The sequence below is a fragment of the Rhodococcus oryzae genome, assembly GCF_005049235.1.
GTDB classification, from domain to species: Bacteria; Actinomycetota; Actinomycetes; order Mycobacteriales; family Mycobacteriaceae; genus Rhodococcus_G; species Rhodococcus_G oryzae.
Genome location: NZ_SUMD01000001.1, coordinates 486,866 through 513,103, shown reverse-complemented (window position 1 = coordinate 513,103; position 26,238 = coordinate 486,866). Strand labels below are relative to the sequence as shown.

General features: G+C 68.7%; 24 protein-coding genes. 22 read left to right on the top strand and 2 right to left on the bottom strand.

Features of this window, described 5'->3' with window-relative positions; translation table 11 throughout:
• Nucleotides 1-71 precede the first annotated feature (71 nt).
• The 6 genes from FCG67_RS02385 to FCG67_RS02360 all read left to right on the top strand — a co-directional run bounded on the left by FCG67_RS02385 (nucleotide 72) and on the right by FCG67_RS02360 (nucleotide 7,730).
• A complete protein-coding gene (locus tag FCG67_RS02385; RefSeq protein WP_136906749.1) occupies nucleotides 72-1,436 on the top strand; it encodes a phosphomannomutase/phosphoglucomutase in 1,365 nt (454 codons plus the stop codon).
• A gap of 59 nt (nucleotides 1,437-1,495) precedes the next feature.
• A complete protein-coding gene (locus FCG67_RS02380; RefSeq protein WP_136906747.1) occupies nucleotides 1,496-2,608 on the top strand; it encodes a tobH protein in 1,113 nt (370 codons plus the stop codon).
• Nucleotides 2,608-3,840, top strand: a complete 1,233-nt coding sequence (manA, locus tag FCG67_RS02375) for a mannose-6-phosphate isomerase, class I (protein WP_136906745.1) — start codon at nucleotides 2,608-2,610, stop codon at nucleotides 3,838-3,840. Before FCG67_RS02380 ends, manA begins: the two co-directional genes overlap by 1 nt.
• A 65-nt stretch (nucleotides 3,841-3,905) precedes the next feature.
• The gene (locus FCG67_RS02370) at nucleotides 3,906-4,826 is read left to right on the top strand and encodes a cation diffusion facilitator family transporter (RefSeq protein WP_136906743.1); all 921 of its coding nucleotides are present in this window, start codon (nucleotides 3,906-3,908) and stop codon (nucleotides 4,824-4,826) included.
• 83 nt (nucleotides 4,827-4,909) lie between these two features.
• Entirely contained in the window at nucleotides 4,910-6,439 is a 1,530-nt protein-coding gene (locus tag FCG67_RS02365; protein ID WP_136906741.1) for an amino acid permease, read from the top strand.
• Nucleotides 6,440-6,464: 25 nt separating this feature from the next.
• Complete coding sequence (locus tag FCG67_RS02360) at nucleotides 6,465-7,730, top strand: MFS transporter (protein WP_246044752.1); 1,266 nt, start codon at nucleotides 6,465-6,467, stop codon at nucleotides 7,728-7,730.
• Here the strand turns inward: FCG67_RS02360 and FCG67_RS02355 are convergent.
• Complete coding sequence (locus FCG67_RS02355; protein WP_246044751.1) at nucleotides 7,708-8,724, bottom strand: iron-siderophore ABC transporter substrate-binding protein; 1,017 nt, start codon at nucleotides 8,722-8,724, stop codon at nucleotides 7,708-7,710. The genes FCG67_RS02360 and FCG67_RS02355 overlap by 23 nt on opposite strands.
• Before the next feature lie 160 nt (nucleotides 8,725-8,884).
• Here FCG67_RS02355 and FCG67_RS02350 point away from each other — a divergent pair, with 160 nt between their 5' ends.
• The 13 genes from FCG67_RS02350 (at nucleotide 8,885) to secA (ending at nucleotide 23,184) form a co-directional block, all read left to right on the top strand.
• Nucleotides 8,885-10,099 (top strand): alkane 1-monooxygenase, encoded by a 1,215-nt coding sequence (locus FCG67_RS02350; protein WP_136907168.1) that lies wholly within the window; start codon nucleotides 8,885-8,887, stop codon nucleotides 10,097-10,099.
• 2 nt (nucleotides 10,100-10,101) lie between these two features.
• The gene (locus FCG67_RS02345; RefSeq protein ID WP_136906739.1) at nucleotides 10,102-10,266 is read left to right on the top strand and encodes a rubredoxin; all 165 of its coding nucleotides are present in this window, start codon (nucleotides 10,102-10,104) and stop codon (nucleotides 10,264-10,266) included.
• Nucleotides 10,266-10,439: a rubredoxin gene (locus FCG67_RS02340; protein WP_027500191.1), complete on the top strand. Its 174-nt coding sequence runs from the start codon at nucleotides 10,266-10,268 to the stop codon at nucleotides 10,437-10,439. The genes FCG67_RS02345 and FCG67_RS02340 overlap by 1 nt, the downstream gene beginning before the upstream one ends.
• Nucleotides 10,436-11,674, top strand: coding sequence for an NAD(P)/FAD-dependent oxidoreductase (locus FCG67_RS02335; protein ID WP_281282312.1), 1,239 nt, complete (start codon nucleotides 10,436-10,438; stop codon nucleotides 11,672-11,674). Before FCG67_RS02340 ends, FCG67_RS02335 begins: the two co-directional genes overlap by 4 nt.
• 8 nt (nucleotides 11,675-11,682) lie before the next feature.
• Entirely contained in the window at nucleotides 11,683-12,321 is a 639-nt protein-coding gene (locus FCG67_RS02330) for a TetR/AcrR family transcriptional regulator (RefSeq protein WP_425467780.1), read from the top strand.
• 67 nt (nucleotides 12,322-12,388) lie between these two features.
• Complete coding sequence (ahcY, locus tag FCG67_RS02325) at nucleotides 12,389-13,870, top strand: adenosylhomocysteinase (RefSeq protein WP_136906735.1); 1,482 nt, start codon at nucleotides 12,389-12,391, stop codon at nucleotides 13,868-13,870.
• 11 nt (nucleotides 13,871-13,881) lie between these two features.
• On the top strand, nucleotides 13,882-14,523 hold the full coding sequence (locus tag FCG67_RS02320) for a dTMP kinase (protein ID WP_136906733.1): 642 nt from the start codon (nucleotides 13,882-13,884) through the stop codon (nucleotides 14,521-14,523).
• Between the two features lie 65 nt (nucleotides 14,524-14,588).
• The gene (mtrA, locus tag FCG67_RS02315) at nucleotides 14,589-15,266 is read left to right on the top strand and encodes an MtrAB system response regulator MtrA (RefSeq protein ID WP_136906731.1); all 678 of its coding nucleotides are present in this window, start codon (nucleotides 14,589-14,591) and stop codon (nucleotides 15,264-15,266) included.
• The gene (gene mtrB / locus FCG67_RS02310; RefSeq protein WP_136906729.1) at nucleotides 15,263-16,996 is read left to right on the top strand and encodes an MtrAB system histidine kinase MtrB; all 1,734 of its coding nucleotides are present in this window, start codon (nucleotides 15,263-15,265) and stop codon (nucleotides 16,994-16,996) included. The genes mtrA and mtrB overlap by 4 nt, the downstream gene beginning before the upstream one ends.
• Nucleotides 16,993-18,744: an MtrAB system accessory lipoprotein LpqB gene (lpqB, locus tag FCG67_RS02305; protein ID WP_136906727.1), complete on the top strand. Its 1,752-nt coding sequence runs from the start codon at nucleotides 16,993-16,995 to the stop codon at nucleotides 18,742-18,744. The genes mtrB and lpqB overlap by 4 nt, the downstream gene beginning before the upstream one ends.
• 30 nt (nucleotides 18,745-18,774) lie before the next feature.
• The gene (locus FCG67_RS02300) at nucleotides 18,775-19,434 is read left to right on the top strand and encodes a ComF family protein (RefSeq protein ID WP_136906725.1); all 660 of its coding nucleotides are present in this window, start codon (nucleotides 18,775-18,777) and stop codon (nucleotides 19,432-19,434) included.
• 171 nt (nucleotides 19,435-19,605) lie between these two features.
• Nucleotides 19,606-20,280: a ribosome hibernation-promoting factor, HPF/YfiA family gene (gene hpf / locus FCG67_RS02295; RefSeq protein ID WP_077041028.1), complete on the top strand. Its 675-nt coding sequence runs from the start codon at nucleotides 19,606-19,608 to the stop codon at nucleotides 20,278-20,280.
• A 111-nt stretch (nucleotides 20,281-20,391) separates the two neighbouring features.
• Nucleotides 20,392-23,184, top strand: coding sequence for a preprotein translocase subunit SecA (gene secA, locus FCG67_RS02290; RefSeq protein WP_136906723.1), 2,793 nt, complete (start codon nucleotides 20,392-20,394; stop codon nucleotides 23,182-23,184).
• Between the two features lie 6 nt (nucleotides 23,185-23,190).
• Here secA and FCG67_RS02285 read toward each other — a convergent pair whose 3' ends face one another.
• Complete coding sequence (locus FCG67_RS02285) at nucleotides 23,191-23,532, bottom strand: Rv3235 family protein (protein WP_246044749.1); 342 nt, start codon at nucleotides 23,530-23,532, stop codon at nucleotides 23,191-23,193.
• Nucleotides 23,533-23,866: 334 nt separating this feature from the next.
• On the opposite strand from FCG67_RS02285, the gene FCG67_RS02280 reads away from it, so the two are divergent.
• From FCG67_RS02280 to FCG67_RS02270, 3 genes are read left to right on the top strand one after another with little or no spacing between them, the layout of a single operon-like run.
• A complete protein-coding gene (locus tag FCG67_RS02280; RefSeq protein ID WP_136906719.1) occupies nucleotides 23,867-24,289 on the top strand; it encodes an HAD-IA family hydrolase in 423 nt (140 codons plus the stop codon).
• Entirely contained in the window at nucleotides 24,283-25,650 is a 1,368-nt protein-coding gene (locus FCG67_RS02275; protein WP_077041031.1) for a WS/DGAT/MGAT family O-acyltransferase, read from the top strand. The genes FCG67_RS02280 and FCG67_RS02275 overlap by 7 nt, the downstream gene beginning before the upstream one ends.
• 9 nt (nucleotides 25,651-25,659) lie before the next feature.
• Nucleotides 25,660-26,166, top strand: a complete 507-nt coding sequence (locus FCG67_RS02270; protein ID WP_136906717.1) for a DUF6912 family protein — start codon at nucleotides 25,660-25,662, stop codon at nucleotides 26,164-26,166.
• The last annotated feature ends 72 nt before the right edge of the window (nucleotides 26,167-26,238 follow it).

The following is a 26,238-nucleotide window of genomic DNA, read 5'->3' as shown; positions in this document are numbered from 1 at the left end:
CCCGTGCGGCACCTGGCACTAGGCTGGCGGTGCACCGATCAAGACCGTCCCCGAACGCAGGAGTTATCGCAGTGGCACGTCCCGCCGAATCCGTCCATGCCGTCATCAAGGCATACGACGTCCGCGGAGTGGTGGGCGAACAGATCGATGTCGACTTCGTGCGTGATGTCGGTGGCGCGTTTGCCCGCCTGGTCCGTGCCGGCGCCGACCGCGTGGCCATCGGTTACGACATGCGGGAGTCGTCGCCGGAGCTCGCGAACGCGTTCGCCGAAGGAGTGACGGCCCAGGGGCTCGACGTCGTCCTCATCGGCCTCGCCTCCACCGATCAGCTGTACTTCGCGTCGGGGTTGCTCGATTGTCCGGGTGCCATGTTCACCGCGAGCCACAACCCGGCGAAATACAACGGGATCAAGCTGTGCCGTGCGGGCGCCAAGCCGGTCGGACAGGACACCGGGCTGGCGACGATCTCGGCCGAGGTCATCGAGGGCGTGCCCGGCTACGACGGCGAGGCGGGCTCTGTCAGCGAGCAGGATGTGCTCGTCGAGTACGCCGACTTCGTCCGAGGCCTCGTCGACCTGTCGTCGATGAAGCCGATGTCGGTCGCGGTGGACGCGGGTAACGGCATGGGCGGGCACACCGTCCCGGCGGTGCTCGAACGGCTGCCGCTGAGCGTGGATCCGATGTACTTCGAGCTCGACGGGAACTTCCCGAACCATGAGGCCAACCCGCTCGACCCGAAGAACCTGGTCGACCTGCAGGAGCGGATCCGGCAGACCGGCGCGGACATCGGCCTCGCCTTCGACGGCGACGCGGACCGGTGCTTCGTCGTCGACGAGCTCGGCAACCCGGTGTCCCCGTCCGCGGTGACGGCATTGGTCGCGGAGCGGGAGCTCGCCAAGGAGCCCGGCGCCACGATCATCCACAACCTGATCACCTCGAGGGCGGTGCCCGAGCTGGTGACCGAGCTCGGTGGCACCCCCGTGCGGACCAGGGTCGGGCACTCCTTCATCAAGCAGCAGATGGCGGAGACGGGCGCGATCTTCGGCGGCGAGCACTCGGCGCACTACTACTTCCGCGACTTCTGGGGCGCCGACTCCGGCATGCTCGCGGCGCTGCACGTACTCGCGGCGCTCGGTGAGCAGGACCGGCCGCTGTCCGACCTGATGAAGAGCTACGAGCGCTACGAGGCCTCGGGCGAGATCAACTCGACGGTCGCCGACGCCGCCGAACGGACCGCCGCCGTCCTCGCCGCCTTCTCGGGCCGCACGAAGTCCGTCGACCGACTCGACGGTGTCACGGTCAACCTCGGCCAGGGCGCGTGGTTCAACCTGCGCGCCTCGAACACCGAGCCCTTGCTGCGGATGAACGTGGAAGCGCGGACGGGCGAAGAGGTCGATGCGCTGGTGGCTGAGATACTTGGTGTCGTGCGCGCCTAACGGACACCGGAAGAGCCGTAGAATTCTTGCCCCGGGCAGAGCGAGAGAGGAAGGACGCCATGACGGCTCCGTCACACCTTCTCGACCTCGATGACTCCGCAAGCGTCACCGCAGCCGATTCGGAGGGATCGCTGCGGTCCGCCGCGCTCGGTGGGGCGCAGGTGCGGGCCACCGCGGAGTCGGTCGCCGAGGGCGCCCTCGATCGGATCAGGGACCTCCGCCCGCGCAGCATCGTCCTGGTGACAGGCGGTGGCCGCGCAGGCCGGGCCGCGTCGGTGCTCACCAGTGCGCTCGGCGCCCGGATCGGCGTGCCGATCCTGCACCTGCCCGCGGTCCCGCCGTGGGTCGGCTCGCTCGATGTCGTCGTCGTCGCGGGCGAGGACGCGGGGGATCCACGGTTGCTGACCGCCGTCGACTCGGCTCTGCGCCGGGGCGCCGATGTGGTGATCGCCGCGCCGGACGAGGGGCCGCTCCGCGCCGCGGGGGCAGGACGGGCGATGCACCTGCCGCCGCGCGTTCGCGTCGCGGACCAGCACGGGTTCCTGCGGTACCTGTCCGCCGGTCTCGCGGTGCTGACCGTGCTCGGGCCGTCGCGCGCAGACAACCTGCTGCCGGACCTACACGAACTCGCCGACGCGGTCGACGCGGAGGCGCTGCGCGGTCACCCCGCCAACGAGGTGTTCCACAATCCCGCGAAGTCGCTGGCGGTCCGCATGCGTGGACGCCGGGTGGTGCTGGCCGGGGACAGCCCCTCCACCGCTGCGCTCGCGCGGCACGGCGCCGAGGTGCTCATGCGCACCGCGGGGGCTGTGGTCGCGGCGGCCGACCTCAGCGATGTGGTGGCCTCGGCCACACGATTCGCGTCCGGCGGATCCGTCGCGGAGGCCGCTGGATACGATCCGATCTTCCATGACGAGGAACTGGACGGTCCGCCACCGAGCAACCCGGTGCGGGTCTTCGTGCTGTCGAGCGCGGCCACGAAGTCGGCCTCATCGCGCCGGATCGCGGTCCTGCCGGATGCCGATCTGGTGCTCGCCGTGGAGGACGACGAAGAGACCGACAAGGGGGGCCGGGAGATGGCTGGGGAGCGCACCGAGATCGAGCAGCTGGCGGTGACGGCCGTGCGCCTGGAGATGGCCGCGGCCTATCTGCAGTTGATCGGCGGTAGCTAGTGCAGTTGCTCGAAGGCGCGCTGCGCACCTATGCCTGGGGCTCGCGCACTGCTATCGCCGAACTGTGTGGCAGGCCCGTGCCGTCGAACCATCCGGAGGCTGAGGTCTGGCTCGGCGCGCATCCGGCCGACCCGGCACGTCTGCTCGGCGGTGCGGACCCGGTCTCGCTGCTCGAGGCGGTCGACGCCGACCCGGCCGGCCAGCTCGGTGACCGTGCGCGGGCCGAGTTCGGTGACCGGTTGCCGTTCCTGCTCAAGCTGCTCGCCGCCGAGGAACCGCTGTCGCTGCAGGCCCACCCGAGTGCCGTTCAGGCCAAGGAGGGCTTCCAGCGCGAGGAGGCCGCCGGGATACCGCTCGACTCACCGGTGCGCAACTACCGCGACGACAGTCACAAGCCGGAACTGGTGGTGGCGCTGACCCGGTTCGAGGTGCTCGCCGGGTTCCGGGATCCGCATCGGACCGTCGAGCTGCTCACGGCGCTCGAGGTGCCCGCGCTCGACCACTACATCGCTCTCCTTGCGGGACAGCCCGATTCGTCGGGTCTGCGGGCCCTGTTCACCACCTGGATCACGCTGCCGCCACCCGCACTCGAAGCGCTGCTCCCGAAGATCCTCGAGGGTTGTGTGCGGTACCTGTCGGGTGGGCCGGGCACGCGCCCGTACACCGCGGAACTGCGGACCGTGCTCGGTCTGGGCGAGTCCTACCCGGGCGACGCGGGCGTGCTGGCCTCGCTGCTGTTGAACCGGATCACCCTGCAGCCGGGTGAGGGTCTCTACGTCGCAGCCGGAAACCTGCACGCGTACCTGCACGGGCTCGCTGTCGAGGTGATGGCGAACTCGGACAACGTGTTGCGTGGCGGGCTCACCCCCAAGCACGTCGACGTGCCGGAACTGTTGCGGGTGCTCGACTTCGAGCCGCTCACCGGTCCGGTGCTGACGCCGTCCGCGGTCCCCGGCACCGCCACCGTCGTCTACGAGACGCCCGCGCCCGAGTTCGCACTGACCCGGGTGGACCTGGACCGGTCCGGCGATCGGCACCCCGCCTCGGTGGAGTTCGAGCTCGCCGGTCCGCGGATACTGTTGTGCACCTCCGGATCTGTCACACTTCGGAGCGGCGGACGGACCCTGGAGCTCGAGCAGGGCGGCGCGGCGTGGATCGCGGCCTCGGATCCCGAGCTCGTGGCCGTCGCCCGGACCTCGACCGCGCAGGTGTTCAGCGCCGCAGTCGGGTGAACACCCCCTAGTCAGGATTGATCGATGCCCGGGTCGCCGATGCGATCGGGGAGAGGAGAACTGCTGTGTCCGCTCATGGCGGCAAGAAGGCGATCGTCGCGGCCTTGCTCGCGAACGCCGGTATCGCGGTGGCGAAATTCGTCGGCTTCCTCATCACCGGATCCTCGTCGATGCTCGCCGAGTCCGTGCACTCGGTCGCGGATACCTCGAACCAGGGTCTGCTGCTGTTCGGACAGGCAAGGGCGAATCGGGCGGCCACCAGGCTGCATCCCTTCGGGTACGGCCGCAACCGCTACTTCTACTCGTTCGTCGTCGCCCTGGTGCTGTTCACCCTCGGCTCGATGTTCGCCATCTATGAGGGTGTCCACAAGATCCAGCATCCGGAGGACCTGACGTCCCCGATGGTGGCCGTGGTCATCCTGGTGATCGCGATCGGGCTGGAGACCTTCAGCTTCCTCACCGCCGTCAAGGAGTCGCGCCCCCTCAAGGGGCAGGCCGGCTGGTGGCACTTCATCCGGACCTCGCGCAGCCCGGAGCTGCCCGTCGTGCTGCTCGAGGACACCGGCGCGCTGGTCGGCCTGGTCCTCGCGCTCGGTGGTGTCGGCCTGTCGATGCTCACCGGGAACCCGGTCTTCGACGGCATCGGCACGCTCTGCATCGGTGTCCTGCTCGGCATCATCGCGGTCATCCTGATCATCGAGATGAAGAGCCTGCTGATCGGCGAGGGCGCCACGGAGGACGACGAGGAGCGGATCCTGGCCGCGCTGGTCGACGGCAAGCAGATCGACCGGGTCATCCACTGCAAGACCCAGTACCTCGGCCCCGAGGAGATGCTCGTCGCCGCGAAGGTGGCGATCGCACCCGGATCCGACATCGAGACCGTCGCGGCCGCGATCGACGAGGCGGAGGCCCGGGTGCGCGCCGCGGTCCCGTTGGCCCGGGTCATCTACCTCGAGCCCGACCTGTACCGGGCGCCCGCGCAGTAGTCGACGCGCCACCGCGGCGAAACCTCGTGTGAGGGGTGCCGGGCGCAATAGGCTTGGCCGCATTCCCTCACGAGGAGGCAGCGATGGGATCCGGGATTTTCAGAACGAAGTCGGTCGAGCAGTCGATCGCGGACACCGACGAGCCGGACAGCAAGCTCCGGAAGGATCTGACGGCCTGGGACCTGACGGTCTTCGGCGTCGCGGTGGTCGTCGGTGCGGGCATCTTCACGCTGACCGCGCGTACCGCAGGCAATGTCGCCGGGCCGTCGGTCTCCCTCGCCTTCGTGCTCGCCGCCATCGCGTGCGGACTGGCCGCGCTGTGTTACGCGGAGTTCGCCTCGACCGTTCCGGTCGCGGGCAGCGCGTACACCTTCTCCTACGCCACCTTCGGCGAGTTCGTCGCCTGGATCATCGGCTGGGACCTCATCCTGGAATTCGCCTTGGCCGCCTCGGTTGTGGCCAAGGGCTGGTCGCTGTACCTCGGCAATGTGATCGGCGCCGAGGGATCGACCGTCGTCGAGCTGGGGCCGATCGACTTCGACTGGGGATCGGTGCTGCTGATCGCGGCGCTGACCGTGGTCCTCGCGACCGGTACCAAGCTCTCGTCCCGGGTCTCGGCCGTCGTCACCGGGATCAAGGTGGGTGTCGTCCTGCTGGTGATCGTGGTTGGCGCGTTCTATATCAGCAAGGCCAACTACTCGCCGTACATCCCGCCGTCGCAGCCCGGTGATACCGGCGAGGGCATCCACCAATCGCTGTTCTCCTATCTCACGGGCGCGGGCGGCAGCACCTACGGCTGGTACGGCCTGCTCGCCGCCTCCAGCCTGGTCTTCTTCGCGTTCATCGGATTCGACGTCGTGGCCACCACGGCCGAGGAGACGAAGAACCCCCAGAAGTCGCTGCCGAGGGGCATCCTCGGATCCCTCGCCATCGTCACCGTCCTGTACGTCGCGGTGACCCTGGTGCTCACCGGGATGGTCCCGTACACCGATCTCGCCGGCGAGAGTTCGACACTCGCAACGGCATTCGAGATCCACGGGATCACCTGGGCTCAGTGGGTGATCAACCTCGGTGCCCTCGCCGGTCTCACCACGGTGGTCCTGGTGATGCTGCTCGGTCAGACCCGGGTGCTGTTCGCGATGTCCAGGGACGGACTGATGCCGAGGAAGCTGGCGCACACGGGTCCGCACGGGACCCCGGTGCGGATCACCGTCATCGTCGGTGTCGTCTCCGCCCTGCTGGCCGGCTTCTTCCCGATGGGCACGCTCGAAGAGATGGTCAACATCGGCACCCTCTTCGCCTTCGTGCTCGTGTGCATCGGGGTGATCATCCTGCGTCGCACGCGGCCGGACCTGCCGCGCGGCTTCAAGGTGCCCCTGGTGCCGCTGGTCCCGATCCTCGCGGTGCTCGCCTGCCTGTGGCTGATGCTCAACCTGTCGGTGGAGACCTGGATCCGCTTCGTCGTCTGGATGGCCATCGGCATCGTCGTCTACTTCCTCTACGGATACCGGCATTCGATGGTGGGCCTACGTGCCAGGCCCCAGCCGGGTGTGGAGGCCGAGGCGCTCGGTCACCTCGGCGGTCCGGAGGGGCCAGGCGGGGTCGGGCTCTGACCCTGGCCGACTAGGCTGCTCCATCGTGCTGCGCGCCCGACCGCTCGACCCCATCGGCCGGGCGTTCCGGACGGCACGCACCCTGCCCGCGCCGGTGCGCCTGATCCTCGTCTCGATGGTCCTGTTCAACATCGGCTTCTACCTGGTCGTCCCCTTCCTCGCGGCACACCTGGCGCAGGACCTGCACCTGGCGGGCTGGGCGATCGGCCTGGTGCTCGGGCTGAGGACGTTCAGTCAGCAGGGCATGTTCTTCGTCGGCGGCAGCCTGGCCGACAGGTTCGGTGTGCGGCCGATGGTGTTGCTGGGCATCGCGATCCGCGTGGTCGGTTTCGTCGTACTCGGCGTTGCGACGACCCTGGCCACGATGATCGTCGGCGTGCTGCTGGTCGGCCTGGCCGCGGCGCTGTTCGCTCCGGCGGTCGAGGCCGCGAACGCCGCGTACGGCCGGGGGCTCGAGGAGGCCGGCGTGATCCGGCGGACCGAACTGTTCGGTATCGAGCAGATGTGCAGCCGACTCGGCACCGTGGTCGGGCCTGCGCTGGGGGCACTCCTGCTCGGCGTGCCCTTCGAGTGGACCGCGGTGTCCGCCGCGGTCCTGTTCGCGGGACTCGGGGTGATGTTCGCGCGCTGGCTGCCGCGGGACGCGTCGACCTCGCACGGCTCCGACACGGGCGCCGCGAGCCTGCGCGGGGTGTGGCGGTCGGTGTTGCGCAACCGCGGCTTCATGGTCTTCGTGGCGCTGTGCGGGGTGCAGTTGCTCGCCTACAACCAGCTCTACCTGATGCTGCCCGAGCAGTTGGAGCGGGTCACCGGGTCGCAGGCGGCACTCGGCTGGTTCTTCGCGGCCGCCGCGATCCTCGTGATCGTCGGGCAGGCGCCCATGGTCGCCCTGGCCAACCGGCTCGGGCACCGCGTCTCGATGGTCGCGGGGATGGCGACCATCGCGGCGTCGTTCCTGCTCCCGCTGGCGGGCGGGCTGGTCGGGGTCGCGCTGTGGGTCGCCGCGCTGCATCTGGGCCAGATGCTGATGGTGCCGTCGATGCGCGACACCATAGGCGTCCTGGCCCACGAGCGGAACCTGGGCGCCCACTTCGGGATGCTCAACACCCTCGGCGGGGTGTTGACGCTGATCGGCTCGCTGGTGGTGGGCCGGCTCTACGACCGCGTGGACGCGGGAACTGCCGCGGCGGGCACGCCCTGGTGGACGGTGGCCGCCGTGGCCGGCGCCTCGGCGGTCGGGATCTGGCTCTGGACCTCGCGGGTGCGGGTCAGCCGACCGGTGTCCGGCTGATCCGCTCGAGCAGGTCGTCGACCACGAACGGAATCGTCAGCGGGTTCGGCATGGACACGGCATCGCTGGTCACCGCGTCCAGTCCGACCATGCGTCCGCCCCGCACCACGTCCAGCCCGGTGAAGGTCGGCATCGCCTGCAGCCGCTCGCTCGAGGCGTCGTAGTTGTCCATCACCAGCAGGTCCGCCTCGAGCAGCGGGAGGTTCTCCGCCGAGACGTCGGTGTAGAGGGCTTCGCCGAATCGGTCGCGCAGCTGCGCCGGCATCGTGAAGCCGAGCTCGGTGAGCATCTGGCCGCGCGCGGAGGTGGGGCTGTAGACGCGGAACGTGTCGTCGGGCATGGCGCGAACGAGGATTGCGGACTTGCCTGCGAACTGCGGATTCTCCGCGCGGGCGGCGCCGAAGGTGTCCTCGACGGAGGTGATCTGCTCGGCGGCGGCCTGCGGGCGTCCGACGGCAGCACCGATCCGGGTGGTCACGTCCTGCCAGGGCAGCATCCAGTCGGTCTGGTCGGGCGCGTGCAGCACGGTCGGCGCGATGGCGCTGAGCTTGCGGTACTCGTCCTCGTCGATGGCGTTGTTCACCGCGAGAATCAGGTCGGGCGCCGCCGCGGCAACCGCCTCGATGTCGAAGTCGCTGACGGCGTTGGCCAGGACCGGGGGAGCGGCGGCTCCGCCCCGATTCGGCTCGGCCCAGGCCCCGATGCCGGTGTCCACCGAGCCCTTCCACGCGGGGACGAGGACCGGGGTGATGCCGAGCGAGAGCAGGACGTCGGTGTCGCCGATGCCGACGGCGGCGATCCGCTGCGGGGTTTCGCTGATCGTGGTCGACCCGTACGCGTGCTCGAGGGTCACCGGCAGCGCGCCGGGTTCGGCGCCCGCCCCGGCACCGGCCGCGGACGACTCATCTGCCTGCGCGCTGCAACCGATCGCGATTCCGGCGACGGCCACCAGGCTCATGGACAGGATGGCTCGCCGATACATGGCTGACGCCACACCGCACCTCTTTCACTCGAGAACATTGGTAAACCTCACCTTAGTCAGTTTACAAATAGAATGATTTGTATAGACACAAGACTTGATGTGGCATATCGTCCATATCTACGTGGTTCACCTCACAGTCGAGGGCCCCGTCCCAGAGGAGGCAGTCGTGGCAATGCAGGTCGATCCGGGGGCGCAGGCACCCGCCGAGCAGTGGCGAGACAAGAAGCGGCATCTGTGGTTGCTGGGGCTGATCCCGCCGACCGCCGTCTTCCTCGCGGCCGGACTGGTCTGGGGGTTCAACGAGCTGGGCTGGCAGGCGGTCTCACCGGTGTGGTGGTGGATCGGGCCGATCCTCGTCTACGGGCTGTTGCCGGTGCTCGACATCTTCTTCGGGCCGGACGGCCAGAACCCGCCCGAGGAGGTGATGGAGCGGCTCGAGAACGACAAGTACTACCGGTACTGCACGTACGTCTACATCCCGTTCCAGCTCGCGAGCCTGGTGTTCGCCTGCTACCTGTGGACCGCGGACAATCTCGCCTGGCTAGGTATCGAGGGGGGTCTGGGACTCGCCTCCAAGATCGGACTCGCGCTCAGCATCGGGGTGATGGGCGGCATCGGTATCAACACCGCCCACGAGCTCGGCCACAAGAAGGACGAGCTCGAGCGCTGGCTGTCCAAGATCACCCTGGCCCAGACCTTCTACGGGCACTTCTACATCGAGCACAATCGCGGCCACCACGTTCGCGTGTCCACCCCGGAGGACCCGGCCAGCGCCCGATTCGGCGAGACCTTCTGGTCCTTCCTGCCGCGCAGCGTCTGGGGCAGCCTGAAGTCGTCGTGGGAGCTGGAGAAGACCCGCATGGAACGCCTCGGCAAGAGCACGTGGAGCATCCACAACGACGTGCTCAACGCCTGGCTGATGTCCGTCGTCCTGTACGTCGCGCTCGTCGCCGGGTTCGGCTGGGAGGTGCTGCCCTTCCTGCTGCTGCAGGCCGTCTACGGCTTCTCGCTGCTGGAGACCGTGAACTACCTCGAGCACTACGGACTGCTTCGTCAGAAGACCGCGAGTGGCCGCTACGAGCGCTGCGCCCCGGCGCACAGTTGGAACTCGGATCACATCTGCACCAACATCTTCCTGTACCACCTGCAGCGGCACAGTGACCATCACGCCAACCCGACGCGGCGCTACCAGACGCTGCGCAGCATGGACGGCGCCCCGAACCTGCCGAGCGGCTACGCCAGCATGATCTCCCTCGCGTACTTCCCGCCGGTCTGGCGCAAGGTGATGGACAAGCGCGTCCTCGACCACTATGACGGCGACATCACCCGGGTGAATGTCCAGCCGGCCAAGCGTGAGCGGATCCTCTCCCGCTACGGGGCGGCGTGATCATGGCTGCCTATCAGTGCCCGGTGTGTGACTACCGCTATGACGAAGTGAAAGGTGCCCCGCGAGAAGGATTCCCGGCCGGCACCCCATGGGATTCGGTTCCCGACGACTGGTGCTGCCCGGACTGCGGAGTGCGGGAGAAGATCGATTTCGAGAGGACTGCGTGATGAAGCTCTACCGCTGTGTCCAGTGTGGGTTCGAGTACGACGAGGAACTGGGGTGGCCCGAGGACGGCATCGCGCCCGGCACCCGTTGGGACGACATCCCCGATGACTGGAGCTGCCCTGACTGCGGCGCGGCCAAGGCGGATTTCGAGATGGTCGAGGTTGCCCGCTCGTGAGCTCGATCGTGATCGTGGGCACCGGGGTCGCCGGGATCACCGCTGCTGAAATGCTACGGGCGGAGGGCTTCTCGGGAGCGGTGACCGTGATCGGCGACGATCCCGCGCATCCGTACCGCCGGCCGGCCCTCTCGAAGGATCTGTTGCTCGGGACGATGCCCGCGGAGAAGGCCCGGCTCCGCGCGGCCGACTACTGGACCGAGCGAGGGATCGAGTTCCGCACGTCGGTTGCCGTCCTCTCGATCGACGTGGCCGGCCGATCGGTCCGGCTCGACACCGGCGAGGAGCTGCCGTACGACGCCCTGCTCCTCGCGACCGGCGGCCGGGCGCGCGGCATCGAGCACTCGGCCGGTGACGCCGTGCTGGCGCTGCGGTCGATGCACGACGTGGCACCGCTGCGTGCCGCCATCGACCGGACCAATTCGATCCTGGTGATCGGGGCTGGCCTTATCGGTTCCGAGGTCGCCGCCACGGCCCGGGGTCTCGGTGCCGAGGTGACGATGCTCGAAGCGGCGCCCGCGCCGCTGCACCGGGTGCTCCCGCCGCAGGTCGGCGCGCTGTACGAGCAGATCCATCGCGAAAACGGCGTGGCGTTGCACACCTCCGTGCGGCTCGCCGAGCTCGCCTCGGACGGTGCGGGCGGGGTGCGTGCCACCGCCGACGACGGGACGGCCTGGTCCGCGGGCGCGGCGCTGCTCGCGGTCGGAATGGTGCCGAATACGCTCCTCGCGGAGCGGGCCGGGCTCACCATTGCGGACGGGATCGTGGTGGACGAGGGCTACGCCACTTCCGAGCCCGGTGTGTACGCGGCGGGGGACGTGGCCAACTGCCCGAATCTCGTGCTGGGCGGCCGGCATCGAACCGAGCACTGGAACTCCGCGCAGACCCAGGGCGCCGGCGCCGCGCGCGCGATGCTCGTGGGCCTGGCAGGTGCGGAGCCCGCACCGGCCCGCGAGGTGCCCTGGTGCTGGTCCTCGCAGTACGGGCTCAATCTCCAGATCGCGGGGTGGCCGCAGGCCAACGACGACACCGTCGTTCGGGGCAGCATCGCCGGGCGTGACTTCACCCTGCTCACGCGTCGGGAGGGCCGATTGGTCGGCGCGGTGACCCTCGGCAGGCCCAAGGACCTCCGCGCGGCGCGGGTCCTGATCGGCGAGCACCCGACGATCGATCCGGCGCTCCTGGCTGATGAGAGCCAGGACCTCACGGCGTTGAGTCAGCGGGTTCCTGTTTGACGGCCCGGATGCATGCTGCCACTCTCGCCACCATGGCACCGACGAACCGAATCCCGTTCCAACAGGCGACCCGCACGCTGCTGCGGGATTCGGTTCTCGGCGCGATGCGGGACCTGCTGTCGGTCAAGGACTGGTCCGAGGTGACCATGACCGACATCGCGGCCGAAGCGGGGGTCAGCAGGCAGACCGTCTACAACGAGTTCAAGTCAAGGCAGGGTCTCGCGCAGGCGTACGCATTGCAACTGGCGGACAGCTTCGTCGGAGCCATCGAGGACTCCATCTACGGCAATGCGGGTCGGCCGCACGTGGCGCTGGTCGAGGCCTTCACCACGTTCTTCCGGCAGAGTGCCTCCGATCCACTGGTCCAGTCGCTGCTCACCGGGGAAGCCAAGCCGGACCTGCTGCGACTGATCACCACCGACAGCGCCCCGCTGCTCGACCACGCCTCGGCAAGGCTCGCGGAAACATTGGAGCGCAGCTGGATTCAGGCTTCGCCTGCCGACGCCGGAATCCTCAGTCGGGGAATCGTCAGATTGGCGATCGGCTACATCTCGATGCCGCCGGAGTCGGATCGCAACGTGGCCGAGGACCTGGCCCGGATCTTCGTGCCCTTCATCGAGGCGATCGTCGGCGCCGCCGAGGCGTAACTCGCGCGCCCGCCCCCGGAGGAAACCCGATAGCCTTACCCGAGATATCGGCAACCAGGAGAGGCAGATGACGACCTCAGTGTCTGAGAACAAGCTCGAGGCGGATACCCGCAACGGAATCGACTACAAGGTGGCGGACCTTTCGCTCGCCGAGTTCGGCCGCAAGGAGATCCGTCTCGCCGAGCACGAGATGCCGGGCCTGATGGCCCTTCGTCGTGAGTACGCCGAGGTCCTGCCGCTCAAGGGTGCCCGCATCTCCGGGTCCCTGCACATGACGATCCAGACCGCCGTGCTGATCGAGACGCTGGCAGCGCTCGGCGCCGAGGTCCGCTGGGCCTCGTGCAACATCTTCTCCACCCAGGATCACGCCGCGGCCGCGATCGTCGTCGGCCCGCACGGCACCCCGGAGGAGCCCAAGGGCATCCCCGTGTTCGCCTGGAAGGGCGAGACGCTGGAGGAGTACTGGTGGGCGGCCGAGCAGATGCTCACCTGGCCGGGCGAGCCCGCGAACATGATCCTCGACGACGGCGGCGACGCCACCATGCTGGTGCTCAAGGGCGCGCAGTTCGAGAAGGCGGGCGTCGTGCCGCCCACCGACGACGAGCACGACTCGGACGAGTACAAGGTGTTCCTCGCGCTGCTGCGCCAGTCGCTCGAGGCCGACAAGTCCAAGTGGACGACGATCGCGGACTCCGTCAAGGGTGTCACCGAGGAGACCACCACCGGCGTGCTGCGCCTGTACCAGGTGGCCGCGGCCGGTGAGCTGACCTTCCCGGCCATCAACGTCAACGACTCGGTCACCAAGAGCAAGTTCGACAACAAGTACGGCACCCGGCACTCGCTGCTCGACGGCATCAACCGCGGCACCGACGTGCTGATCGGCGGCAAGGCGGCGCTGGTCTGCGGCTACGGCGACGTCGGCAAGGGCTGCGCGGAGGCCCTGCGCGGCCAGGGAGCGCGGGTCGCGGTCACCGAGATCGACCCCATCAACGCCCTGCAGGCGCTGATGGACGGCTTCGAGGTCAAGACCGTGGAGGAGGCGATCGGCTGGGCCGACATCGTCATCACCTCGACGGGTAACAAGGACATCATCACCTTCGAGCACATGAAGCAGATGAAGCACCAGGCGATCCTGGGCAACATCGGTCACTTCGACAACGAGATCGACATGGCAGGCCTGGAGCGGGCGGCCGACGTCACCCGCATCAACATCAAGCCGCAGGTCGACGAGTTCACGTTCGCGGACGGCCACTCGATCATCGTGCTGTCCGAGGGACGCCTGCTGAACCTGGGCAACGCCACCGGCCACCCCTCGTTCGTGATGAGCAACAGCTTCTCCAACCAGGTCATCGCGCAGATCGAGCTGTGGACGAAGCCGGACGAGTACGACAACGAGGTCTACCGCCTGCCCAAGCACCTGGACGAGAAGGTCGCGAAGATCCACGTCGAGGCGCTCGGCGGATCGCTGACCAAGCTCTCCAAGGACCAGGCCGAGTACATCGGCGTGGACGTCGAGGGCCCGTACAAGCCCGAGCACTACCGGTACTGAGCAACACCGCAGTGGGAACACTGATCGCGCTGGAGGGTCTCGACGGCGCGGGCAAGCGGACGCTGGTCGACAAGCTCGTCTCCGAGCTCACGTCGGCCGGCGTCCGCGTCGCTGTGGACACCTTTCCCCGCTACGGCGTGTCGATCCACGCGGATCTCGCGGCCGAGGCGCTCAAGGGCGCCCACGGTGATCTGGCCGAGTCGGTCCACGCGATGGCCGTGCTCTTCGCGCTCGACCGAGGCGGCGCGGTGACGGAACTGACGGACCTGCTCGAGCGACACGACATCGTGCTGCTCGACAGGTACGTGGCCTCCAACGCGGCCTACGGTGCGGCGCGCCTGCGGCAGGGGCCGGACGGCGAATTCGTCCGCTGGGTGCGTGAGCTGGAGTTCGATCGCCTCGGGCTGCCACGACCGGCGCTGCAGATGCTGCTCGACGTGCCCGTCGAACTGGCGCGGGCGCGCGCGCTGGCCAGGGAGGCGTCCGACTCGACCCGCGAACTCGACGCCTACGAGCGGGACTCGGATCTGCAGACCAGGACCGGTGCGGTGTACCGGGGACTGGCCCAGCGGGAGTGGGTCTCGAGCTGGAAGCTGATCGACCCGAACGTCGATCCGGCGGCACTTGCCGCGGATCTGGCACAGTGGATATGACGACACACTGCGCCGGACCCCACGCAACGACGGGTTCCGGCGTCCCGAGATGACACGATAGGGATATGAAGCCACGCATTCTGGTTGTCGATGACGACACGGCTCTGGCCGAGATGCTCACCATCGTGCTCCGTGGGGAGGGCTTCGAGCCCTTCGTCGTCGGGGACGGCACGCAGGCGCTGACCGCAGTCCGAGAGATCCGCCCCGACCTGGTGCTCCTTGACCTGATGCTGCCGGGGATGAACGGCATCGACGTGTGCCGGGTGCTGCGTGCCGATTCCGGGGTCCCGATCGTGATGCTGACCGCCAAGACGGACACCGTCGACGTGGTGCTCGGGCTCGAGTCGGGTGCCGACGACTACATCATGAAGCCCTTCAAGCCGAAGGGGCTCGTGGCCCGTGTGCGGGCCCGGCTGCGGCGCACTGAGGACGAGCCGGCCGAGCTGCTCAGCATCGCGGACATCGTCATCGACGTGCCCGCCCACAAGGTCACCCGTGAGGGCCAGCTCATCGCCCTCACGCCCCTCGAGTTCGACCTCCTCGTCGCCCTGGCCCGCAAGCCCCGCCAGGTCTTCACCCGCGAGGTCCTGCTCGAGCAGGTGTGGGGATATCGCCACGCCGCCGACACCCGCCTGGTCAACGTCCACGTCCAGCGGCTGCGCGCCAAGGTCGAAACCGATCCTGAGAATCCCGAAGTGGTGCTCACGGTCAGGGGGGTCGGCTACAAGGCCGGACCGCCGTGATCCGATTCTCTCGTACGCGGCGGCGTATCAACGGAACCTTCACGCCGCTGCTGCGCCGCTGCAAGGACCTGAGTCATTCGCTCGGGCACCTGTGGCGGCGTTCACTGCAGCTCCGGGTCGTGGTCTCGACCCTGACGCTGTCGCTGGTGGTCATCACCATTCTCGGTGTGGTGCTGACCAGCCAGATCACCGATCGGCTGCTCGAGGCGAAGATCACCGCCGCCACCGAGGAGATGGACCGTGCGCGCAGCACCGTGCAGAACGAGTTGGCGGGAGCCGACGACGGTACCTCGCTCGAGACCCAGCTCGACGGGGCGCGCGCGGCGCTGACGAATCGGGAGAGTGACGCGGGCGCGGCCTCGGGCGCCGCGGGCACCTTCACTCCCGTCCTGGTGGCACCGGCTGTGCCGCCACATCAAACCGAGTCCAGCGGCCCGATCGGGCAGATCCCGGACAACCTCCGCGAGTTCGTCAGGAAGGATCAGGTCAGCTACCAGTTCGCGACGGTCTCGGATCCGGAGGGCTACTCCGGTCCGGCGCTGATCGTCGGCAGCCCGGTGGCGTCCGACGTCGCCGGCCTGCAGTTGTACCTGGTGTTCCCGCTGGCGGCCGAGGAGAAGAGCCTGTCGCTGATGCGCGGCACGATGCTCATCGGTGGCGCGGTGCTGTTGGTGTTGCTGGCCGCGATCTCGATGCTGGTCGCCCGTCAGGTGGTGCTTCCGATCAGGTCGGCCTCGCGGATCGCGGAGCGCTTCGCGGACGGCAGGCTCAAGGAACGGATGCCGGTCCGCGGCGAGGACGACATGGCCAGGCTTGCCGTCTCCTTCAACGACATGGCGGAGAGCCTGTCCAAACAGATCACCCAGCTCGAGGAGTTCGGCAACCTGCAGAAGCGGTTCACCTCGGACGTGAGCCACGAGCTGCGGACCCCGCTGACCACCGTGCGGATGGCCGCCGAGTTGATCCACGACGGCAGTGCGGACCTGGATCCGGCGATGCGGCGTTCCTCCCAGCTGCTCGTCGCCGAGCTCGACCGGTTCGAGTCGCTGCTGAACGACCTACTGGAGATCAGCCGCCACGACGCGGGCGTCGCCGAGCTGTCCAACGAACAACTCGACCTGCGGATGAGCGCGCGGGCCGCGGTGTCGACGATCCGCCATCTCGCCCGTGAGTCCTCGACCGAACTGATCCTCGATCTGCCGGACGAGCCGGTGATCGCGTCCGTCGATCCCCGCCGGGTCGAGCGCATCCTGCGGAACCTGCTCGCCAACGCGATCGACCACGGGGAGGGCAAGCCGGTGTTGCTGCGGCTGCGCGCGGATGCCGACGCGGCGGCGTTCATCGTGCGGGATCAGGGGATCGGACTTCGCCCAGGCGAGGAGAAGCTGGTGTTCAACAGGTTCTGGCGTTCGGACCCGTCCCGGGTGCGCCGCTCAGGGGGAACCGGTCTCGGCCTGGCCATCAGCCTCGAGGACGCGCGGCTGCACGACGGCCGGCTCGAGGCGTGGGGCGAGCCGGGGGAGGGCGCATGCTTCCGGTTGACGCTTCCCCTGGTGCGCGGCCACAAGATCACCAGCAGCCCGCTGCCGCTGAAGCCGTCGGCCCGCAAACACGCTCAGGGTCAGCCGATTCCGGGGACCGCCCGATCCGATGACGGGCTCCAGACGCGGAGCGAGTCGCTCGACCCGGATGAGGCGAGCAGCGTACCGATGCTCAGGGAGCGGCCATGAGGGTACGGATCGTCGCGGCGCTGGCGTCGGTTTTCCTGCTTGCCGGCTGCGCCAGCCTCCCCGACTCGTCCACCCCGCAGGCGATCGGCACCATCGCGCCCAGCCCGGTCACCGGGGAGGTACCGGTGCCGCTGCCCGGCCGCGAGCCGAACCTGCTGCTGCGGGACTTCTTCGCGGCCAGCACGGACCCGGTGAACCGGCATGCCGCGGCACGCCAGTTCCTGACCCCGGCCACAGCGGAGCGCTGGGACGACGCCGCGAGCACGACCATCGTCGACAAGGTGGATGTGCTCGAGGAACAGCGCAATGGCGACACGGCCACCTTCACCATCCGCGCGAACAAGGTCGGTCAGCTCGAACCCGGCGGTTCCTATCAGGCGACCGAGGGAAATTTCGAGGCCAAGGTCCATCTGCACCGAACCGACGGTCAGTGGCGGATCGACGAACTCCCGCCCGGCGTGATCATGGACCGGCCGCAGTTCCTCAAGACCTATCAGCGCAACGCCCTGTACTTCGTCGCTCCCAGCGAGAACATGGTCGTGCCCGACCTGCGCTGGATCTCGGCCCGCCAGGAGAATCTCCCGGAGCGGCTGGTGGACCTGCTCATCGCCGGCCCCAAGGCGGTGCTGGCGAACGCGGTCGAGAACGAGTTGGCGGGCCTGTCGCGGCGCGGGCCGGTCACCAAGGCCGATGGCCGCACCGAGGGCGTCGGCATCGGGTTCGGCGGCGTCCGCATCGACTTCCAGGGCGCGCAGGGACTCGACCAGCATCAGCGCGAGCTGCTGGCAGCGCAGGTCGTGTGGACCCTCGCCACGGCCGAGATCTCCGGGCCGTACGTGCTGCTCGCGGACGGAAAGCCGCTCGACGAGCGGTACCCGCAGGGATGGAGCACCGCCGACGTCGCCTCGACCAACCCGACGGCCTCGGTGAGCGGGGTCGTCGGGCTGAACGCGCTGCGGGGCGGGGCGTTGGTCAGCGTGACCGATACCGGCGTGTTGCCGAGGCCCGGCTACTTCGGTTCGGCGACGAGCCTCGAGTCCATCGCGTTGTCCCGGGACGGCAGATGGGCCGCGGGCGTGTCGGCCGCGGGCCAGGCGTCCGGGACGGTTCGGACCTTGATGGCAGGCCCGATCGACGGTGACGCGGTGCCGCTGCTCCAGGGCGGTTCCATCACCAGGCCCACCTGGTCGCCCGACAACGGGTCCATCTGGGCGGTGGTGGACGGTTCCCGGGTGGTCCGCGCCGAGCGGGACCCGGCAGGCCAGATGTCCGTTCAGCCCGTCGACTCGGCCGCGATCGCGGGGCTGGGCGGGTCCATCACCGAACTGCGGCTGTCCCGCGACGGCGTGCGGGCGGCGATCATCGTCGACGGCAAGGTGTACGTCGCGACTGCAGAGCGGCGTCCGGACGGCCAATACCAGCTCACGAATCCGCGCCCGGCCGCGGTCGGTCTCGGTAGCCCGGCTGTGGCGCTGGACTGGAGTGGTGCCGACTCCGTGGTTGTGGTCAGGGCGGCGTCCGAGATCCCGGTGGTCATGGTGTCGCAGGACGGCTCCCGGATGGACGCGCTGCCGAGCCGGAACCTGACATCTCCGGTGGACTCCGTCGATGCCTCCCCGACGACGGTGTTCGTCGGAGACGCGCGCGGGGTGTTCCAGCTCAACAACAACGACCCGGCGTCCGACCGGTACTGGCGTGAGGTGCCCGGACTGACCGGGGTCAAGGCCACCCCCGTGCTGCCCGGCTGACTGTCGTAGCGCGGGTGCACACTGCGGTGCATGCGCGCGCTCGTCGACCTGATCCTGCCCCGCGAGTGTGGCGGCTGCGGGGCAGTCGGCACCGACTGGTGTGACCGGTGCCGGGCGGAGCTGTCGGGCGACCCGGTGCGGCTCGCTCCCCGGCTCGATCCGGGGGTTCCGGCCTGGGCGCTGGGGCGGTACACGGGTCCGCGCCGGAGCGCGGTGATCGCCGCCAAGGAACGCGGCCGCCGGGACCTGGCGAGGCCGCTCGGGCACGCATTGGCCGGTGCTCTTGGGCGGCTTCGAGAACTCGGCGAGATCGACCCGCCGGAACTCGCCGGATTGACCTTGGTGCCTGCGCCGACCCGGGCGAGGGCGGCGCGAGTGCGCGGGGGAGACCCGGTGACCCGGGCGGCGTTGGCGGCGGTGTCGGCGCTGTCGCCCGAACCGGTTGCGGTGTTGCCGATTCTGAAATTTGCTCGGGGAGTTAAGGATTCGGTCGGACTCTCGGCGCGGGCGCGCGTCGAGAACCTGTCGGGTCGGATCATGGTGGCCCCGGGTTCGCGAACCGGCCGGTCTGCTTGCGTGGTGCTCGTCGACGACGTTCTGACGACCGGGGCGACGGCCGCGGAGTCCGTACGGGTCCTCGCCGGGAGCGGTGTCAGGGTCGATGCCGTGCTTGTGATCGGCGCCGCATGAATCAATCGGGGAGAACGCTGGCACTCGCGTCCAACTCGGACTAGCGTCGCCAACACAACCGACGACACGGGCGGGAGGTGATACCCCAAACCTGGCGCCGGGCGGTCCCCTCCCGGCGCAGATCACCCGCCGACTGTCACCGCGGTGACACGGCCGTAACCTGGAGGTACCGTGACGAACCCTTCAAAAGCCTCGGTTTTTTTCGAAGAAGAGACGGACTCGGCCGGGCAGCCTGACGGCCCGCGCGCCGACATTGTGGTGAAGGGCCGCAATGTCGAGGTCCCCGACCACTTCCGTGTGTATGTCTCAGAGAAGCTGGCTCGGCTCGAGCGCTTCGATCCCACGATCTACCTCTTCGACGTGGAGCTCTATCACGAGCGCAATCGACGACAGGCCAAGAGCTGCCAGCGCGTCGAGATCACCGCCAGGGGCAAGGGCCCCGTCGCCAGGGCTGAGGCCACCGCCGACAGTTTCTACGCGGCATTCGAGGGCGTCACCACCAAGCTGGAGAGCAGACTGCGCCGCACCAAGGATCGGCGCCGCGTCCACTACGGCGACAAGACACCGGTCTCGGTGGCCGAGGCGACCGCAGCCCTCGCCGAGGACGATTCCCTGGCGATTTCGCCCGACCTGTCACTCGAATCCGAGACCGTGCCGCCCGACGGCCCAGGTCAGGTAGTGCGGACCAAGGTGCACACCGCAGCACCGATGAGCGTCGACGACGCCCTGTACGAGATGGAACTGGTCGGCCACGACTTCTTCCTGTTCCACGACAAGGAATCGGATCGGCCCTCTGTCGTCTACCGGCGACACGCGTTCGACTATGGCCTGATCCGACTGGCCTGACCCCGGTCAATTGAGTTAACGCCTACCATGGAGCCGGTCGGGAGAGAACTCTCCCGACCGGCTCCACCGTGTACACCACCTGCCCGCCGAGGATTGAGGACGTTTAAGCCCGTGCCGTCGTTGTCGCTTTCGAAGCTGCTCCGTGTTGGTGAAGGTCGCATGGTCAAGCGGCTCAAGCACATCGCCGAGCACGTATCCACCCTCTCGCCCGACGTGGAAGCCCTGTCCGACGCCCAACTCCACGCGAAGACGGCGGAGTTCCGGGAGCGGTACGCCCGCGGGGAGACCCTCGACGAGCTGCTGCCCGAGGCGTTCGCAGTGGCGAGGGAGGCTTCCTGGCGGGTGCTCGGCCAGAAGCACTACACCGTCCAGGTCATGGGCGGCGCTGCGCTGCACTTCGGGAACGTCTCCGAGATGAAGACCGGTGAGGGCAAGACCCTGACCTGTGTGCTCCCGGCCTACCTCAACGCGATCGCGGGCGACGGCGTGCACGTGGTCACGGTCAACGACTACCTGGCCAAGCGTGACTCCGAGTGGATGGGCCGTGTGCACCGCTTCCTTGGCCTCGACACCAGCGTGATCCTGTCGGGGATGACCCCGGCCGAGCGGCGCTCGGCGTACGCGGCCGACATCACCTACGGCACCAACAACGAGTTCGGCTTCGACTACCTGCGCGACAACATGACGCACAGCCTCGACGACCTGGTGCAGCGCGGCCACAACTTCGCCATCGTCGACGAGGTCGACTCGATCCTCATCGACGAGGCCCGCACACCGCTGATCATCTCCGGCCCGGCCGACGCGTCCAGCAAGTGGTACGGCGAGTTCGCCCGCATCGCGCCGCTGCTCAAGCGCGATGTGCACTACGAGGTCGACATCAAGAAGCGCACGGTCGGCGTGCACGAGGCGGGCGTCGAACTCGTCGAGGATCAGCTCGGCATCGACAACCTCTACGAGGCCGCGAACTCGCCGCTGGTCAGCTACCTGAACAACGCCGTCAAGGCCAAGGAGCTCTACCAGAAGGACAAGGACTACATCGTCCGTGACGGCGAGGTCATCATCGTCGACGAGTTCACCGGACGCATCCTGGTCGGCCGCCGCTACAACGAGGGCATGCACCAGGCCATCGAGGCCAAGGAAAAGGTCGAGATCAAGGCCGAGAACCAGACCCTCGCCACGATCACCCTGCAGAACTACTTCCGCCTCTACGACAAGCTCTCGGGCATGACCGGCACGGCCGAGACCGAGGCCGCCGAGCTGCACCAGACCTACGGTCTCGGCGTGATCCCGATCCCGACGAACCGTCCGATGGTCCGCGTCGACCAGGGCGACCTGATCTACAAGACCGAGGAGGCGAAGTTCGCCGCCGTCGTCGACGACGTCGTCGAGCGCCACCAGCAGGGCCAGCCGGTCCTCATCGGCACCACCAGCGTCGAGCGCTCGGAGTACCTGTCCAAGCAGTTCACCAAGCGCGGCGTCGTGCACAGTGTGCTCAACGCGAAGTTCCACGAGCAGGAGGCGACCATCGTCGCCGAGGCAGGCCGCACCGGTGCGGTCACCGTGGCCACCAACATGGCCGGCCGTGGCACCGACGTCGTGCTGGGCGGAAACCCGGACATCCTCGCCGACCTGCACCTGCGCAAGCAGGGGCTGGACCCCGTCGAGACCCCCGACGAGTACGAGGCCGCGTGGGAGCCCGCACTCGAAGAGGTCAAGGCCCAGGTCAAGGCCGACGCGGAGGACGTGCGAGCGGCAGGCGGACTCTACGTGCTCGGCACCGAGCGGCACGAGTCCCGCCGCATCGACAACCAGCTCCGAGGCCGTTCCGGCCGCCAGGGCGACCCGGGCGAGTCCCGCTTCTACCTGTCGCTCGGCGACGAGTTGATGCGGCGGTTCAACGGCGCTGCCCTCGAGTCGATCATGACGCGCCTCAACCTGCCCGACGACGTGCCGATCGAGGCGAAGATGGTCTCCAAGGCCATCAAGAGCGCCCAGACGCAGGTCGAGCAGCAGAACTTCGAGATCCGCAAGAACGTCCTGAAGTACGACGAGGTGATGAACCAGCAGCGCACGGTCATCTATGCCGAGCGTCGCCAGATCCTCGAGGGCGAGGACATGGAGGGCCAGGTCGAGGGCATGATCACCGACGTGGTCACCGCCTACGTCGACGGCGCCACCGCCGAGGGCTACGTGGAGGACTGGGACCTCGAGCAGCTGTGGACGGCGCTCAAGACGCTGTACCCGGTCGGCATCGACCACAAGGAGCTGACCGGCGAGACCGAGATCGGCGAGCGCGGCGATCTCACTCGTGAGGAACTGCGCGATGCGCTGCTGGCGGACGTGCGGGCGGCCTACGACGCACGCGAGCGACAGATCGACGAGATCGCAGGCGAGAACGGGATGCGTGAACTCGAGCGGCGCGTGCTGCTGTCGGTTCTCGACCGCAAGTGGCGTGAGCACCTCTACGAGATGGACTACCTCAAGGAGGGCATCGGCCTGCGGGCGATGGCCCAGCGTGACCCGCTGGTCGAATACCAGCGCGAGGGCTTCGACATGTTCACCGCGATGCTGGAGGGGCTGAAGGAGGAGTCGGTCGGATTCCTGTTCAACCTGCAGGTCGAGGCCGCGCCGGCGGCAGAACCGGAGCATTCGGGTTGGACGGCAGCCGCAACCGCGGCGCGTCAGGCGCCCGCCGCGCTGCCGACCGAGGAGCAGGCTCCCGCCGCCCCCGCCGCCCCGGCCGCGCTGCGTGCCAAGGGCCTCGATGCGTCGGAGGAGACCCGGCTGACCTACTCGGGTCCCGCCGAGGACGGCAACGCTCAGGTCCGCCGGACCGCCGCGGGTGCGGGCGAGGGTTCCCGGCGCGAGCGCCGACAAGCCGGACGGTCCAAGCGCAAGAAGTGACCGGCCTCAGCCGACCTGAAGTGATGTGACACGCCAGCCGCCCCATCCGAGGGCGGCTGGCGTGCGTTCGAGGCGGGCCGCGACGGCGAACATCCGCGGCCCGCGTGAGTAGCTGCCGAACACCTCGGCGGAATCGGCACCGCTCGGTCGCAGGTGCACGCGGCCCAGGCAGGCGACGCCGAGCCCACGGGCAGGCAGGGGTCGCTGGGCCAGCGCGCCGACGAGGCCGACCAGCGCGGGCGCCAGCAGCGGCCGCAGCTGCGCCGGCGGCCGCCGACGGTCGAGCACCTCGAGCGTCAGCCGGAGGGCGTGCTCGGCGAACCGTTGCGCCTCGGGGTCGATCGCCACGGGCTCGGCCGGTGGCCTCCCATGACCGCGGCCGCTCACGGGGGATCGACCGCTGTGCGGCGAGCGGGTCGGAGCGCGGTGTGCGGCGGCTCGAGACTCCGTCCGGCCAGTGATGGGCGGTTCGCATCGCGGGGCCTGGGTCAGGAACCTGTGGGTGTCGCGCATGAGGGACGTCTCCTGTCTCGACGGGCGGCTCGTGACGAGTCGCCGGGCAGCGGTGCCGAGTCCGAGGAGAGGCCGGACGGACTGAAGGATTGCACGGATCAGGAAGCGGCGCGCGGGTTCTCGCGAACCTCATCGCGCGCGGATGTTCCCGGAGCCATAGGGTGGGCGGATGCAAGGGTTGGTGGTGGACTTCGGCGGCGTGCTGGCCGGATCGGGCTCGGACCGTGCGGTACTGACCGAGATCATCGGGGCACTGCGCGCGGTCGGGGTTCGCTCGGCCATCCTCAGCAACGATCCCGGCGGGCCGGCGGGCGCGGAACTGCGCGGGCTGGGCAACGGGGTTCTGGTCGACGAGGTGGTGCTCTCCGGCGACGTCGGAATGGCCAAGCCCGACCCGCGGATCTACCGGCTGACCGCGGATCGTCTCGGACTGGCGCCGGTGGACTGCGTGTTCGTCGACGATCTCGCGGTCAACGTCCGCGGCGCCGCCGCGTCGGGGATGGTCGGGGTGCACCACGTGGACCCGGAGGCCACGGCAACGGAACTACGGATTCTCTTCGATCTCGGGCAGGGGGTGCCGGTGCAATGGTGAACAGGCTGACCACACTCGATGCGTCGTTCTATTTCCTCGAGGCGAGCAACACCCCGATGCATCTCGGTTCGCTGTCGATCCTGCAGCCACCGCGGTCGGGTCTCGACTACGAGGACCTGCTGACCCGCGTCGAGAACCGGCTGGCGCTGGTGCCGCGATATCGGCAGCGGGTGCGGGAGGTGGCGTTCGGCCTCGCCCGGCCGGTGTGGGTGGACGACAGGGACTTCGACATCACCTATCACGTCCGGCGTTCGGCGCTGCCGAAGCCGGGGTCCGACGAGCAGTTGCACGACCTGGTGGCGCGGCTGACCTCACGACCGCTGGACCGCTCCCGGCCGCTGTGGGAGATGTACCTCGTGGAGGGGCTGTCCAAGAACCGGGTGGCGATCTTCACCAAATCGCATTCCTCGCTGGTGGACGGCGAGCACGCGCTCGAGATCGGTCAGGTGCTGCTCGACCCGACGAAGACGCCGCCGCCGCCGATCGAGGAACTGTGGATGCCGCGGCGCGAACCGCGCGAGGCGGAGTTGGTGCTCGATGCCGTCGCTGAGATGGTCGCGCGCCCGAGCGAGGGAGCGGCCACCCTCCGGATGGCGGTCGGCGACCTGATCGGGACGGCGGCCGAGGTGGCAGGCAACATCGCCGCGGTGGTCCGGACGGCCGCGCACACGGCGCCCACCAGCCCGTTGAACGCGCCGATCTCCCGGAACCGGCGATTCGCCGTCGCGAAGACGTCCCTGGCGGACTACCGGGCCGTCCGTGACAAGTACTCGTGCACGGTCAACGACGCGATCCTGGCGGTGCTGACCGGGGCGCTGCGGAACTGGTTGCTGTCCCGCGGCGAACCGGTCACCGCGTTCACCACGGTGCGTGCGCTGGTGCCGATGGCGGTCGATTCCGGGGTCGCCGAGCGCGGGGTGTCCTCGTTCCTGGTCGACCTGCCGGTGGGGGAGCTGAACCCGGTGGTGCGGCTCTCGCACATCGCGCACGCCACCGAGGCACACACGAAGCAGAACAGGTCGGCCGCGCTGCCGCTGGCCCGGATGTCGGGTCTCGCGCCTGCGACCCTGCACGCGATGGGCCTGCGGGTGGCCAGTGGGCTCTCGCAACGGGTGTTCAATCTGATGATCACCAATGCGCCCGGCCCGCAGTCCCCGCTGTACCTGGGCGGGGCGAAGGTTCTCGAGATGTATCCGGTGTCGCCGTTGCTGAAGAACCAGACGCTCAGTGTCGGCCTGACGTCATATAACGGCCACGTCTACTACGGTTTGAATGCCGACCGCGATGCGATGTCCGACGTGGATGTGGTGACGGCGCTTCTGTACGAGTCGCTCGAGGAGCTGTTGGATGCCACTACATAAGGATTACGCATGAGGGTCTACATCCCGGCGACCATCGCGATGTTGCAGAGGTTGGTCGCGGACCAGGAGTTCGATCCGGTGAGCCGCACCGCGTTCGCGGTCACCCCGGCGCTGCGCGAGGCGTATGCCTCCGGCGACGACGATGAGCTGGCCGAGGTCGCGATGACGGAGGCGGCACGGGCCTCGCTGCGACTGCTCGCCGCCGAGGACGATGACGAGGGCGCCGCGAGCATCCAGCGCCGCGCGGTCATCGCCGCGGACGTGGACGAGGCGAAGCTGCGGCCCGATCTCGACGACGCCGTTGTCCGCTTGGCGGCGCCGGTGACGCTGGCCGAGGTGGCGTCAGTCCATGTCGATCTCGCGGAGGCGGAGCCGGCGATCGCCAAGGCCGTGGAGGCGATCGACGCGGCCGATCTGGGTGATGCGGACGCCGAATTCGTGCTCGGTGACGCCGAGGATCACGAGTTGGCCTGGTATGCCACCCAGGAGCTCGCATTCTTACTCGATCTGTTGTGACGGTCCGCGTGACAGCAGGGCACGCGTGTAGGTAACCTACGGTTCCGTAACCTACGTGAGTGGATGGATTGT

Coding starts and splice junctions, on each gene's coding strand:
- FCG67_RS02365 (WP_136906741.1), top strand. CDS start 4,910: ATGGGATCCGGGATTTTCAGAACGAAGTCGGTCGAGCAGTCGATCGCG.
- ahcY (WP_136906735.1), top strand. CDS start 12,389: ATGACGACCTCAGTGTCTGAGAACAAGCTCGAGGCGGATACCCGCAAC.
- FCG67_RS02345 (WP_136906739.1), top strand. CDS start 10,102: ATGGCTGCCTATCAGTGCCCGGTGTGTGACTACCGCTATGACGAAGTG.
- FCG67_RS02340 (WP_027500191.1), top strand. CDS start 10,266: ATGAAGCTCTACCGCTGTGTCCAGTGTGGGTTCGAGTACGACGAGGAA.
- FCG67_RS02300 (WP_136906725.1), top strand. CDS start 18,775: ATGCGCGCGCTCGTCGACCTGATCCTGCCCCGCGAGTGTGGCGGCTGC.
- FCG67_RS02275 (WP_077041031.1), top strand. CDS start 24,283: ATGGTGAACAGGCTGACCACACTCGATGCGTCGTTCTATTTCCTCGAG.
- FCG67_RS02380 (WP_136906747.1), top strand. CDS start 1,496: ATGACGGCTCCGTCACACCTTCTCGACCTCGATGACTCCGCAAGCGTC.
- mtrA (WP_136906731.1), top strand. CDS start 14,589: ATGAAGCCACGCATTCTGGTTGTCGATGACGACACGGCTCTGGCCGAG.
- lpqB (WP_136906727.1), top strand. CDS start 16,993: ATGAGGGTACGGATCGTCGCGGCGCTGGCGTCGGTTTTCCTGCTTGCC.
- FCG67_RS02270 (WP_136906717.1), top strand. CDS start 25,660: ATGAGGGTCTACATCCCGGCGACCATCGCGATGTTGCAGAGGTTGGTC.
- FCG67_RS02350 (WP_136907168.1), top strand. CDS start 8,885: ATGCAGGTCGATCCGGGGGCGCAGGCACCCGCCGAGCAGTGGCGAGAC.
- FCG67_RS02280 (WP_136906719.1), top strand. CDS start 23,867: ATGCAAGGGTTGGTGGTGGACTTCGGCGGCGTGCTGGCCGGATCGGGC.
- FCG67_RS02330 (WP_425467780.1), top strand. CDS start 11,683: ATGCATGCTGCCACTCTCGCCACCATGGCACCGACGAACCGAATCCCG.